Source organism: Citrobacter sp. Marseille-Q6884 (assembly GCF_945906775.1).
Classification (GTDB): domain Bacteria; phylum Pseudomonadota; class Gammaproteobacteria; order Enterobacterales; family Enterobacteriaceae; genus Citrobacter.
The window spans coordinates 3,002,810-3,014,868 of record NZ_CAMDRE010000001.1 but is presented as its reverse complement, the minus strand read 5'-3'; the positions used below and the strand labels follow the sequence as shown (position 1 = coordinate 3,014,868).

The window sequence follows — 12,059 nt, the reverse complement described above, 5'->3', positions numbered from 1 at the left end:
AATATCTGAATCAGAATTTCATGATGCGAGCTTGCAGAATGCGGTTATACGCCGTCATTGCCGCTAACTGTGCCGACAGCAAAACCCGATCATCTGTCTGCATTTTTTGGTATGCCGGATTGGTAGATACAAAATTTTCCAGCTTGGTGATCTTTTCCTGCAGTTCTTCTGACTCACACACAACACGCTGCTGATGTGGCTGTAATTCTTTCATTGTTAAATTCCTTATGCGTATTTGAGGGTTTTCTTATCGTCTCTGACAACATTCATGATTTTTCTCACAACGTTGCCCTCCGGGGTTTGCGGGATTGGTCGCCCGGTTAGCGCCTGGGTGATGTAGTCGATAACCACCCCTTGCGCGTCAGGTTCCAGATCCACAAAATCGGGTTGATCACCCCCCCCCTGTTGCCTCACGAAGTGCCGCAACACCTGCGTAGCAGATAGCAGCTAATTCAATAATTGTGATCCCACCCTTCATTTATTCCCCTAAGCCGTTACGGTCACTTTGCACGACTGATTTGCGTTCTGTACTACGTTGCCGCTCTTATCCGTTACAACGCAGGTAAGAAAGTAGCTACCCGCCGTCATTGATGCTGTGCTGCTAAATTTGCAGTGATTTGTTCCCTGTGATGTCGGGTCAATCGTGGCTCCTGGCGATGCCTGCCACGCCCAAGCGTAGTTATAACTCCCGTCGTCAGGCTCGTTGCATGTGGCGGTAAACATGAACCCAGAAAGGCTCATTCCCGCCGTCCAGCTTGCTTGCGCGGGAGTCACAGAGACCGAATTAACTACGCTGTTGGCTTTCCCTCAATAACCGCAGAACACCACGGGTTTCTGTGCTCCAACGACTCATCTGAAACAACTACGATTTTTTTGTAGTCGCCATCTTCTGGGGTTTCTTTTGTATCCGGCGCGCGGAATACAGCTCGCTGCCAGTCCTGAGAGTTGAAGATGTAAACCGTATTGGACGGCATATATCGGTTGTAGATAACCTTTACCGTTTGGCCTAGTGGATCGGTGATGGTGTTTACTTCAAAGTTAATCCCTTTGTCGTCTTCACCGTCGAACACCTTCAGGCGAGCGCCACCTTCTTCCTGCATTGCGGAAATAGTTGTAGCCATGGTGTTGTTGACCATGATCACTTCAGGGTGTGCGCCTGTTACCCAAAGAGCGCCAAGAGCTGTAATGATGTCATCTTCTGTTGGAGTGGTTGAGGTGGAGGTAAAGTAGGTTTTTTGCCCAGACAGCGGGTCAGCAATCACAGTGGTTCCGCCATCTTCAGAGGACACCATTGATTTAAAGCCGCCCGTTTTCCCTGGGATATTGTTTTTATCATCTGCCTGAACGTATTTCCCATTCGTCAAAAATGCCACTTCGCGATCGCGCTTCAGCTTGCGTAGTTTTTTTTCTGTTTCACGGTCATATACGTCACCTGATGCCCAATATGCTTGGAGCATTGATTCAGACGTCATTTCGACGGCAACAGCCATCTTCTGACAATGGTTTTCAAGCACAATAGTCGGGGTTTCCGATCCGTCAACCTCTGACCATTTCATGCCTTCTTTGTAGGCGTTCTCTGATGCTGGCTCATCAAAATCGATTTGCCATTTATGTAGACGGTTGTCGATTTTTTTCATCCCAATCATTGATTGGAAAATAAAATCACGAGGGGCAATGTTGGCGACAGTTTCAGCGAACTCGTCTTTTACGCCTTCATGCTCGTATGAAAATAGGAATGCCATGTCATATAGGCCTCCTTGTGGCTCCATGGCCGGGGTGTGGTTTAGATATAAATCGACGTGATTAGATCATTGGTTTTTATTGGTTGTCAATTTATTTTCTTTGCTGCTGCCTCTATTTCTGCTCTTTGCGCCCTCCCAACCACGCGACGCACCACTGAGCGCGTCACTTTTTGCGCTGCAGCCCTGCCAATTGGAGCAGCAATAGCCCCAACCGGACCACCAAGCATAAATCCAGCTCCCACCTGTGCTGCCGTATTATCCAGCGCCTTATCAGTCATTGTCTCAGCCCTCACCCCCGGCAATGACGCGCGAATAGCCTCTAACTGTTCATAAAGACGCATGGCCTTTGCGCCCCGCTTAGCGGCGTCATGCGTGTGTGTCATAGCCCAATAAATAGCCCGCTCATCTTCTGGCATATCAGACCATTTAACTCCATTGGCTTTAATGCCTTTAGCGTCATTCATAACCGACTGAACGTTTTTTTGCATCTTGTCTAACAGTTTGATTTTATGGTCTAAAGCTGTCTGTACATTACGCTCGCCTGCCGCTCGAGCTTCCTGATATTCTGCTGATGTAAGCGCTCTCTCTTTAGACAATTCTTTATCCAGCCTTTCCATTGCTGCGGTGTAGGCATCAGACACCCCGGCTCGATGTGCTGCCGCCTGCTTTGCTGAAACATACTGCCTCATTTCAGGGTTTAATATCCCTTTAGCATCAAGCCATTGCAAGGTGTCTGGCGCATCTTTTACCGCCTCAAGTAGTCGCTTGATATTGACGTGTGGTGACGTTTCAAGAAATCGCTCTAAATCAAATTTTGTGCCATGGATATACGATGCAAGGGCGTTGTAAAACTGCTGTGCCGACACCTCTTCACCTGAATCCATTTTGGTGATCATCTCGTTAAGCGGGTCATGGTTTGATCTCATGACTTGTTCAAATTGACCGTAGCCAGATAGCTCAGGTCGCTCATCCCCGGGAAAAGGCAGGTGTGGGTTTTCGTAGTCTTCTGTAAACTCCCTGAACTGCTGCAATGCCTGCTTAGCTGTCATCCCCTTTTCTGCTGTATCGGTTTCTTTCAGCCCGTTAAGCGCATAGCTCTCAGCCTCTACGCCCACCAGCCTATGTGCTATTTTTTGGTTATATTCATCCAACCATTGCACCTGTTGAGCTGTTAGCGCGTCAACACGATCCGTTTGACTCTGTTCCGCCTTTATCGCCTTTTCTGCCTCTTGCTCTCTGCTAACCTCCGTTACCGGGGATTCATCAACATACTTTTCAGCGTTTGCAATATCCTCTGGCTCCTCTACATGTCCCAAACGCCCCTTTAGGTATTGAACTGCAGACGGTGTAAATCGCTCTAATACAGGTGCGGCTAACTTTCCTACCGCATGGATAACTCCAGGCAAAACCGCTGCCGTCGCCATGTTTGTAGCTACATCATTATTTTTTCCATCAACGATGTTTTCAGCCTCGGATTGCACCCCTGCCGTAGCTGCATTAAGCGCCGAGTCAACCCCCACACGTGCCGCCCATGACAACCCTCGTGCGCCCGGTACAACAAACCCCGCCGCCACGTCACGAACGTCATGCTGCAATTCAACTGGTACACTATGCGCGTAATCGTTGATGCTTGCTGCCATCTTCGCTTGCGTCGCATCGCCCTTGCCACCTACCGCCTTATAGATTTCAGGATAATTCGCGAAATCCGTTGGTGTGGCGTACCCCTTTTCCACTGCATGCTTTGCAATTTCCTCCTGACTGGCATCATCCGGCACATTTGTCATTTTAAAGCCATTTGGCAAGATCACATTCCGGGTCATTACCAGCTACCCTCTTGTTTTTTGTTTCCGCCACTTTTGATATCACCAAACCCCACAGTTACTGGTGAAACCTTGTCAACCGCCTGTTTTGCGGCAGTCTCTGGGGTCAGCGATCCATCCGCAAGCCCTTTTATTGTTTCCGGTGAAACATGAAATGCAGCCACCAGCGATCCCATAATCTCTGGGTTACTCAAATCAAATCCCCCCGTTGTGACAACGTTCCTAACATGCTGCATATGGCTTTCGGCCTGAGCTGTCGCATTCTGTCTTGTTAAATCCCTTGCCTGTTCTCGCTCTGAATCCGTCAACCCTCCCCCTGTATGTCTATTAATCCAGTTTTCAGCCGCATCAATGCGCCCCGTACTAAGCGACTTCATAAGCGGCTCAATCTGCGTAGTTCGCGGTGACACATTAGGCGATTCACCTACCTGGAATTGCATAAGCAACTGCTCATCACCCGCTTTGTTATCGGGGGTGTGAGACACTTTCTGCGCCGCCTCTAATATCTTGTCATACATGCCCGTTTGCTGACTTTCGCTTGTTCTAAGGTTTTTAGCAGCGGCTATCTGCTGTATCGCACCTTTCAACATTGCGCCGTGAAAAGCCTGCCCCGCCGCGGCAATGTATGCCGCCCGTTCCTGCGGGTCGGTGAGTTCTGCTGGAACTGCTACCTTACCTGGATCAAACGAGGCATTTTGTAGCGTTGGCGTTCCCACCGTTGCCGCCGTTTGTGCACCTGCACGCTCACCCATTTTCGCAATAGCTGCAATTCTGGCGCTTTGTGCATTTTGTAGCGCAATACCTTCCATTACTCCCTCGTGCCTCATTTGGTCATTATGGAAAACCGCCGACTGCTCTCTCGCTAAACGCCCCTGTTCCATCTGGTCTTTATGGAAATCCGCTCTTTGATCGCGATCCTCTTCGCGCTCCTGTCGATTAAGCTCGGAATCAGCGAGGCGTTGCATTTGCTCGCCTTCTTTGTCCAGCTCCTTGTTATCGCCCGTTTTGTACCAGTTCAGAATTGCCGGGGTGCTAAATCCCTTGCTATGCAACTCCATGATGTACTCGCCACGCTGTCGGAGATCATAACCATGGTCGTGCACCGCAAGTGCCGCAGTCATCCCTGCTGCAATACCACCAGCAGCATTGCCCGTTACCAGTGCGGCAACCAACCCCATAATCCCTGACGTCATCCACATCTGATGCTGAATCTCTTCCTCGCTCGGTGGGTTGATGTTGGGAATGCCGTTATATGCCGCCCTAGCCTGCTCTATCAGACTCTGAGTCTGGATCACGCTTGGTACAACGCTTCCCTGATTTGGTGTCAGGCTTTGTCCCTGCGTCGCGGTAATGTTGGTTTGTAGGTTTTCACTTTTGCGCTGCTGCTTCAGGTCGGTTGTGGCTGTCATTATTTGTCACTCTCCACTATTTTCTGTCCCTTCATTGCTTTGCTTGCGGTTTGCTGAACACTGGACGACCTAACCCCAGCGCCTTTTGGCCTGCCTTGTTTTTTTGCGTCCTTGTAGGTGTCTGACATGAGCTGATAAATCAACTCTTCCCCGCGCTGTTGCGTTATTTTTCCGTCTAAAACCTCTTGGTATATTTCCTGTAACAGCCCGTCAATCCTGTCTGTTTTAAGCCCAAACATGGGGTAGTTTTCTGCCATCGTTTCAGGTGACATAGATCCGCGAAACTTCATGAGGTCTGGTACGCTGTAATTTGCCTCCGGTGCTTTCGTCCACATGATTTCATTGGAGTTCGGGTCGTACTCCTGCTGATACCCCTCCTGTTTCGCCCACTGATATTTAATTGGATCATTCTCTGCCGTGGTTCCGCTTGTGTTATGCGACGCCAGAATCTCGCTTGCTCGCGCGTTGTACTGTTCAAATAACTGATCAAACTGCTGGTTAATATTCATGGTTATCCAGTTTTTTATTCTGCGCAGGCCAGCCGGCCAACGCAGTTTTATAGATGATTGCTCTGTTACAGCAGGTTTTTAAATCCGGTCAGCCCCTGCAGCGGGTCGCCACCTGCCATACCCTCAATCTCGTTTATTACAGCCCCGTTTGAGCTCGCGCTCGCCTGCACACCATGACCAGAGCTACCCATTGGGGCTCTCTGCTGAACATGAGGCCGCATCGCTGACTGCATGATTGTTGCCATCACTGGCTTTAGAGCTTCCCCAGCCCAATCAGACAACCCCCACGCAGACGATCCCACTCCGGCCGCCGCAGAATCAATGCCTGCAATGTCATCAGCACTTAGCCCCACAGATAATCCCGGATCAGCCGTGGATACCTTGGCGGCTCCCCCAACAACCTGCTTAGCCTCTGCCGCCGTGTCTCCCATGCCCATAAACTCCATGGCGGCATCCATGCCACCCTCAGCAGCCCCAACGGCGCTGGTTGCTGCCGTTGAAAGCATCTCGCCAATTGACGCCATTACCACAACCCACCCCCTGATCCATTCGTTTTCGACGTCGTGTCGGTTGTTGTATCAATACCCGCCGTTGGCAAGATTTCTTGCATCAACACAGAGAAATCAATCAAATCCATGTTGTTGTTAATCATGTCATTTTTACGGTTGTTGTTGGCGGTCTGCTGATTGAACCATTGTTCAAATATCCCGGCGTTAAACTGGTTCTTCTCTCCGCTCGATGCCATTTTTGCGCCCGTCTGGAAGATGGAACCACCAGCACTCATAAGCTGATCCAGAAGACCAACCCCACCTTTCATCGCGCCAGTTGTCAGGCCAATGGAGCCGGAGAGGATTTTTGCAGCAAGGTTGCTTTCCTGCTGAACCATGCTGTTAGCGCCGGAGGCGAGAATGCTGTTTGTCGCGTTCTGCTCGGCACTGGAGCCACTAACCGAGGTTGATGCCATGTTGGACTGAGCAGATTGCCCGAACTGCTGCCCCATCTCGCTATAGACGCTTTGTTCAATAGCGCTATCTTGGCCTGCCATAAAATCACTTGCGCCGTTGTATAGCCCGGTAACTCCGCTCATGAATTGCGTTTTGCCATTGCCGTGCAATAGCCCCTCAATACCGCTTAACGCCTCTTCCACGAGGCTTGCGCCCCCTTTGGCGATAGATGTACCTGCATCAATGGCTTTTCCGCTTCCAGCTCGCTCCAGCGCCTCCTGCTCTGCCGGAGTCAGGCCGGAAACAATGCTGTTTTCGTAATTAATTCCGCTGTAGCTGTTAATAAAATCCGTCACCATCGGCTCAAGCGCATCCGCAAGCCATGATGTTGTGTGGCTTGTTGATGTTGAGGTGCTGCTACCCTTTCCCGTGATCAGTCCCATTTATTTTCTTAACCCCACCAATTGACCCAATGTCTTTTTAGGCTGCTGTTTCTGATGCGCTACCTGCTGAGTGCGCGGCGTTTTTAGCGCGGTTGTTGTTTTCTTCTGGAGTTTTTTAGCTGCCTCTTCACGGCCTGCGCGATAAATCAGGGCGTCACGCATGATTTCCATGAATGCCGGGCTAATTGCGTCAGCGTATGCCGTTTCCGGCATTACCTTTTTAGCCAGAGCATCCACGGCGATGATGTGCTCACGCTTCCATCCCGCCTTTGTCAGAGCCATGACGGTTTGCTTGGCGTTATGTTTGCGCGTCTGGTTAATGGCGTTATCACGAAGGGCTTTCTCTGCGTTGGCAATATCTTCCAGCTCTCGCTTTCTCCCTCTCGCGTCGCGTAGCTGAATATGTGCCGCCTGATACTGCTGTGACGTCAGCTTCCCCGAAGCAAGACGCGCCTCCAGTTGCTCAATCTCCTTGTCACACTCAGTTGATGCCAGCAGCATTGCGCGTTCAAACTTTTCACCATGCTCGTTCACAGAGTCAGCCAGCGGCGCCACTGATTGGTTGTATCGCTGGTTTGTCTCCAGTTCTCGGAGTGCGCTTTCAACCTGCTCCGGTGTGTATTTGGTGCCTGAAAACTCGTAAAACTCTACGTCGTCAATTTCTTCGCCTGGTTTAACGCTTCCCGGAGTTGTGGTGCTATCGTCGGTGATACCGATAGAGATTTCCGCTGACTCTCCAGGTGATTCTCCTGCTCTCGTTGTATTGCCTGGCTCGCCTTCCTTCTCTGCTGGCCTTTGTTGAGACTTGAGAAGTAACGCCGCAAGACCTGCCCGTCCGTTTCTTCCCACGGAAGGCGCTTTGTTTTCGGTGTTGATGTTTTCATTTTCCATTTCATGCCTCTTGGGTGTTGTCGATGCGCTCTTGTTCCTGCGCGTTTTGGGTTACTTCGTTTGCTGCGTTCTGCTCCATTTCCTGAGCCTTGAGCAGGGTGTCCACCATGCTGATTTTGGTTTCCGCATCCATCTGTTTGATGGTGGCAAGGTCTTTCAGCGCCTCATTGAGTTTCTTGGCAACGTCCGCCTTCATGTCGCTGACTTTGGCCTCAGCCAGCCCAGTTGCGGCGATTTGTTCGCGAGCCTTACCGATAGTGATCAGGGCTGTAAGGAGCTGCTCTGCTTTTGATGGCTGTGGCATGTCTTCAGGTGCGGTGATGTAGCGGCTCACGTCCTCCTGTCCGGTAGCTACCCTGAGATAATCGGAGTAGATGTTGTAGACGTTCTCAGGCTGGAAGTTTTTCGGGAGCGTGCCGAGTTGGGCGGCGTTCTCGTATGCGGATTTGACGTTAGAAGCAGCTTTGGCGGCGTCATAGACAGATTTAATGTCAGCAGTCAGGCCAATATCAGAGCGAATCAGCTTGAGCGGGATGTGATCCGAACCGAGCTTCACGGATGCACCGATTTCCTGCATGACCATCAGCAACTTGCGGTACATCGGGATAATGAACGTTTCCGCGATAGTCTCTGCTATCTGGTTTTCGTTCAGCTCCTGCTTGTCCTGCGTCAGCGCTATGGCTGTGCCGGATGCCTGGCTGTTTTCCTCCAGTGCCTGAGCCTGTCCAGCGCTTCCCTGAATGGTCGCCTGCACATCCTCGTTAATCTCTTCGTTGAGGAGCTGCATGGCGTTAGGAACATCAGTACCCTGTAGCTTTTGAATAGCGTTGGGGCTGCGCACGTTATAGGCCGCACCGGGACCACGTTCATTCAGGAACACCGCGAGACCGTCAGCCTCAATACTGTTTTCCTGATAGGTGTATTCCCCATATGCCGCGCCGTCTGCGCTGCGCTGAATAGCTCGCATGGCGCGTGTTTTGTTGGTTTGCGCCGTGATGCACATGTCATAAAGCGATTCAGACCATGCAGAACCGGAGATAATCGACATGCCGCCCAGAATAAGCGGGTTAACATCAACCTGCTCCTGCAACAGAATGTCTGTATCGGTGCTGACAACGTGCCATAACTTGGGCGTTTTCCCCTGATAGCATCCACGCCAGTAGTGATGGGTGATTGTGATTTCGCGGTTGTACTCGCTAAACGTCAGGTCAGGCGCGTCGATATCTGAATTCATGCTCCCGACAACCAGCAACTGCTTACTGGTTCCCGCCGTAGAATCGGGCGCTGCCTTTTCACCTTTAGCCAGTTTGCTTTGCGGGTATCCGCGCGATATTCCCTCAGCGACGGTGATCAACTCACGATAGGCTGAATACGTCGCATCATCGATGTTTGTCGCTTTGGGGTGTATGTAGAAATCAGAGAAGGCGATCAGGTTGAGGACAGGAAACTTGATTGTACGAGTCCCTTTAATCCACCCGGTTACAGTCTGGTCGTCATTGACTGTGATTTCCTGGTCAATGTTGTACCCCGCTTTCATGATGACGGCAGTTTTCACCACCAGCTCATGAGCCGGAGAGTTGTCAAAATCGTACTTTTCCGTTTCAAACAACTTTTCATCATAACCAACGCAAGCGACCTGATTACCGGTTATCAAAATCTCTTTGATTGCAGCCATGTAGAGCAGCTTTGAGTTATTCACCTTCATTGCGGCAGTGTGTACTGCTTTGGTGATCGCCTTTGCCAGCTTGCCACTGGTCAGATCGTCACTATCAAACGATACCGGGCTACGGTTACTGTTCGTAAACAGCGCCAGCACCGTTGGGTAAATGCTCTCGAACGATTCCCACATCACACGAGAAGCGCGAATGTCGTTATCGTCGGTTTTAGGTGGAATCTCGCCGCGATACGCCTCATACGAAAGCGTGTATCGTCCGGTTACGGCCTGCTTGAATGTTTCAGCCGCCTGAAACTGCGATTGCAGCTCGGCTAACAGTTCGTTTTTGTTCACAGTCTTTTGGCTCCCGCTTTGCTGTATGCCTGCATTGAGCGTTTGTAAGGTGATTTGGAGTGATCAACAGGTGGTTGAATTTTGCGTTTAGCCTGCAACATGGTTACGCCATCGAACTCAACACGTGTGGCTCCGTATCGAATGGCATCCATAAAGTGATCGTTATTAGGAGATGGAATGGTGCGCTTGCCGTCTTTTACCCAGTTGTAGCGACCAAGCTCGCGTAAAGTCTCGGTGCAGTTGCTGAATATTTTGAGGTCTCCGTCCTGAAACCATTGCTGCAGCAGGATTATTGAACCTTCTTTGCTATTGCGTATTGGTTCGTCTGGAAGCTGGCTTTCGTGCATCTTCCACACGTTCGGAGTCATTTTTACCCCGTTACCACGCATGATTTCAGAGCGGGTTTGCTGTGTTCCCGGCTGACGTCCATCACCATCACCCGGCGCGACAACCGAAATTGAAGGGAGACCAAGCCCGGAAAACTCGCGCAGTTCAGGTGGGCGCACAGATACCTGATCAACCCAATCGCGCGGCGCGTTTCCAGTGATTTTGCATGCCATGTAATCAGGCATATGGGCGTTCGCGTACACATCCAGCTCAGTGACAAGCGGCGTTACCCGGTTGTGGTTGCTCCACTCCTGAAAAATATACTTTTTGCCCGTGGTTGGATCGTACGCAGTGAACACAATGATTGACGGGTCTGATACTCCGGTGTAACCAAAGTCCAGCGACGCCAGTACACGCCAGCTATCAGGAATAGCGAACGGCGCACAAGTTATGTCTGATTGGCGGTACGGGTAGATTGCACCCACACCCATTATCGGAATCCCTTTGGAACGCATTTCTCGCTGATGATATGGCGTGGTTGCTATGAAATCGTCGATATCCTCCTGGGTAAAGTGCGGGGCATCGTATAGCGTGGCGTTCTGGAAATAGACCTTGCCCGTGGTGTCCTCAGAGCAGCGTTTATACAGGTCAGTAATACCGACCTCCGGCGTTGCAGTGATTACTGTCTGCCCTTTGGTGGTCTGTGTGCGGGTGTTGGCCTGCGATACAAGCTCATCCTCTTTCTCAGACTGCTCATCAATCCATGCAAAGATGATCGCCTGACCCATGAAGACCTTCTCATCCTGCTTGGATGAATAAAAGTGAATGGTCGTTTCTTCACCTGATATGTGATAAACGCGCAGTGATTTAAGCGTCTCGCCGTCACACACCAGAGAGTCGAAGTTGATACGCTCGCGAGGGATAGAACCAGTGCCAAACATGTTTCGCTGACGGGCATCGTCAGTGCCAATCAACTCCTTCTGAAGAACCTTGCGCGTTGATTCAGACGACACACCAATAGCCCACATGATGCGCGACAGGCCAATAGTTTCTACGGGTGCGCGATAGCCCTTCCACCATGTCGGGTAACATCCGGTTGCGTGATAGCTGAACTCAGCCGCTGCGGAGAACGTTTTTCCAATTCGGTTAGCCGCTGACAGATAGCGGAGACGGTACTTGCCACCGGATTCAAACCACTGCGCCTGATATGCGTACGGCTTGAAATCATCAATCTTCCAGTGCTCCTTGACGCTTACAGCGGCCTCAAGCAAATCAAGATTGTCACGAACAACAGCGCGGGATTGCCGAGCAATTAAGTGGGCTGCTCTTATCAGCTTTTGGCGATATTCAGGGGTTGTGAAATTCACTCACCACCTCCGAGCTTAGCCAGAACACTGTCGATGCGATCATCTTCGGGAAGTGAGTTGCTTCCTGCCGCTGCATCAATGCGCATCTTGTCTGAAAGCGTTGCGCCAAGAGCCACGGCCTTTAGCGCGTTACCGATAAACGCTGCGCGGGCGGTTGGTTTTATTTTGGGATTGTTGAGCTGCTCAAAGATATCAAGCATCACACCGCCGTTGTCGTTGAATACGGCGATTTCAGCATTGATAGCGGCTGCACGAGCATGCGCGGCCTGAGCTTCTACGAATGCGGTGTAGCGCTCGAAGTGCTTTTGGGTTGGCGCACCTTTGCGGGGAGCAAAGCCAAGCTTGCGCATCTCGCGAACCTGAAGCCTTTGCTCATCTGACAGAGCTAGTCTTCTGGCTTCGCGCCGTTCTGCTGACTTTGCATGACGCTGCAAATTGCGAGCGTCGGTAGGTTTACTACTCATCATCAGCTCTCGCTGATGTGGCTCCATGGCCGGGGTGTGTTTACGTGTGTGAAAAAATTATTTTCCCGACTCTCGACGGCAAGCGCTGGTTTGGATATCGCGCCTCAGAGAAACGGCTCAAGAAACAGAAGTGAC

General features: G+C 50.9%; 12 protein-coding genes. All 12 read right to left on the bottom strand.

From position 1 onward, the window contains the following. Positions 1 to 10: 10 nt before the first annotated feature. The 12 genes from N7268_RS14240 to N7268_RS14185 all read right to left on the bottom strand — a co-directional run bounded on the left by N7268_RS14240 (position 11) and on the right by N7268_RS14185 (position 11,924). Positions 11 to 214 carry a crAss001_48 related protein gene (locus N7268_RS14240; protein ID WP_260863384.1) on the bottom strand — a complete coding sequence of 68 codons (204 nt, stop codon included), beginning with the start codon at positions 212 to 214 and terminating at the stop codon, positions 11 to 13. Between the two features lie 11 nt (positions 215 to 225). Further along, on the bottom strand, positions 226 to 414 hold the full coding sequence (locus N7268_RS14235) for a hypothetical protein (protein WP_260863383.1): 189 nt from the start codon (positions 412 to 414) through the stop codon (positions 226 to 228). A 374-nt stretch (positions 415 to 788) separates the two neighbouring features. Next, entirely contained in the window at positions 789 to 1,742 is a 954-nt protein-coding gene (locus N7268_RS14230) for a DUF5309 domain-containing protein (protein WP_260863382.1), read from the bottom strand. 86 nt (positions 1,743 to 1,828) lie between these two features. Beyond that, positions 1,829 to 3,562: a hypothetical protein gene (locus tag N7268_RS14225; protein ID WP_260863381.1), complete on the bottom strand. Its 1,734-nt coding sequence runs from the start codon at positions 3,560 to 3,562 to the stop codon at positions 1,829 to 1,831. After that, the gene (locus N7268_RS14220) at positions 3,562 to 4,971 is read right to left on the bottom strand and encodes a hypothetical protein (RefSeq protein WP_260863380.1); all 1,410 of its coding nucleotides are present in this window, start codon (positions 4,969 to 4,971) and stop codon (positions 3,562 to 3,564) included. Before N7268_RS14220 ends, N7268_RS14225 begins: the two co-directional genes overlap by 1 nt. After that, entirely contained in the window at positions 4,971 to 5,480 is a 510-nt protein-coding gene (locus N7268_RS14215) for a hypothetical protein (protein ID WP_260863379.1), read from the bottom strand. Before N7268_RS14215 ends, N7268_RS14220 begins: the two co-directional genes overlap by 1 nt. Positions 5,481 to 5,545: 65 nt before the next feature. After that, positions 5,546 to 6,004 carry a hypothetical protein gene (locus N7268_RS14210; RefSeq protein ID WP_260863378.1) on the bottom strand — a complete coding sequence of 153 codons (459 nt, stop codon included), beginning with the start codon at positions 6,002 to 6,004 and terminating at the stop codon, positions 5,546 to 5,548. Further along, positions 6,004 to 6,867 (bottom strand): hypothetical protein, encoded by an 864-nt coding sequence (locus N7268_RS14205; RefSeq protein WP_260863377.1) that lies wholly within the window; start codon positions 6,865 to 6,867, stop codon positions 6,004 to 6,006. The genes N7268_RS14210 and N7268_RS14205 overlap by 1 nt, the downstream gene beginning before the upstream one ends. After that, positions 6,868 to 7,758 (bottom strand): hypothetical protein, encoded by an 891-nt coding sequence (locus tag N7268_RS14200; RefSeq protein ID WP_260863376.1) that lies wholly within the window; start codon positions 7,756 to 7,758, stop codon positions 6,868 to 6,870. A 1-nt stretch (position 7,759) separates the two neighbouring features. Then, positions 7,760 to 9,766, bottom strand: a complete 2,007-nt coding sequence (locus tag N7268_RS14195) for a hypothetical protein (RefSeq protein WP_260863375.1) — start codon at positions 9,764 to 9,766, stop codon at positions 7,760 to 7,762. Continuing rightward, the gene (locus tag N7268_RS14190; protein ID WP_260863374.1) at positions 9,763 to 11,460 is read right to left on the bottom strand and encodes a terminase large subunit domain-containing protein; all 1,698 of its coding nucleotides are present in this window, start codon (positions 11,458 to 11,460) and stop codon (positions 9,763 to 9,765) included. The genes N7268_RS14195 and N7268_RS14190 overlap by 4 nt, the downstream gene beginning before the upstream one ends. After that, the gene (locus N7268_RS14185) at positions 11,457 to 11,924 is read right to left on the bottom strand and encodes a hypothetical protein (RefSeq protein WP_260863373.1); all 468 of its coding nucleotides are present in this window, start codon (positions 11,922 to 11,924) and stop codon (positions 11,457 to 11,459) included. Before N7268_RS14185 ends, N7268_RS14190 begins: the two co-directional genes overlap by 4 nt. Positions 11,925 to 12,059: the final 135 nt, after the last annotated feature.

Excerpts from the sequence above, each read along its gene's own strand:
- N7268_RS14240 (WP_260863384.1), bottom strand. The coding sequence starts at position 214 with ATGAAAGAATTACAGCCACATCAGCAGCGTGTTGTGTGTGAGTCAGAA.
- N7268_RS14230 (WP_260863382.1), bottom strand. The coding sequence starts at position 1,742 with ATGGCATTCCTATTTTCATACGAGCATGAAGGCGTAAAAGACGAGTTC.
- N7268_RS14225 (WP_260863381.1), bottom strand. The coding sequence starts at position 3,562 with ATGACCCGGAATGTGATCTTGCCAAATGGCTTTAAAATGACAAATGTG.
- N7268_RS14220 (WP_260863380.1), bottom strand. The coding sequence starts at position 4,971 with ATGACAGCCACAACCGACCTGAAGCAGCAGCGCAAAAGTGAAAACCTA.
- N7268_RS14215 (WP_260863379.1), bottom strand. The coding sequence starts at position 5,480 with ATGAATATTAACCAGCAGTTTGATCAGTTATTTGAACAGTACAACGCG.
- N7268_RS14210 (WP_260863378.1), bottom strand. The coding sequence starts at position 6,004 with ATGGCGTCAATTGGCGAGATGCTTTCAACGGCAGCAACCAGCGCCGTT.
- N7268_RS14205 (WP_260863377.1), bottom strand. The coding sequence starts at position 6,867 with ATGGGACTGATCACGGGAAAGGGTAGCAGCACCTCAACATCAACAAGC.
- N7268_RS14200 (WP_260863376.1), bottom strand. The coding sequence starts at position 7,758 with ATGGAAAATGAAAACATCAACACCGAAAACAAAGCGCCTTCCGTGGGA.
- N7268_RS14185 (WP_260863373.1), bottom strand. The coding sequence starts at position 11,924 with ATGAGTAGTAAACCTACCGACGCTCGCAATTTGCAGCGTCATGCAAAG.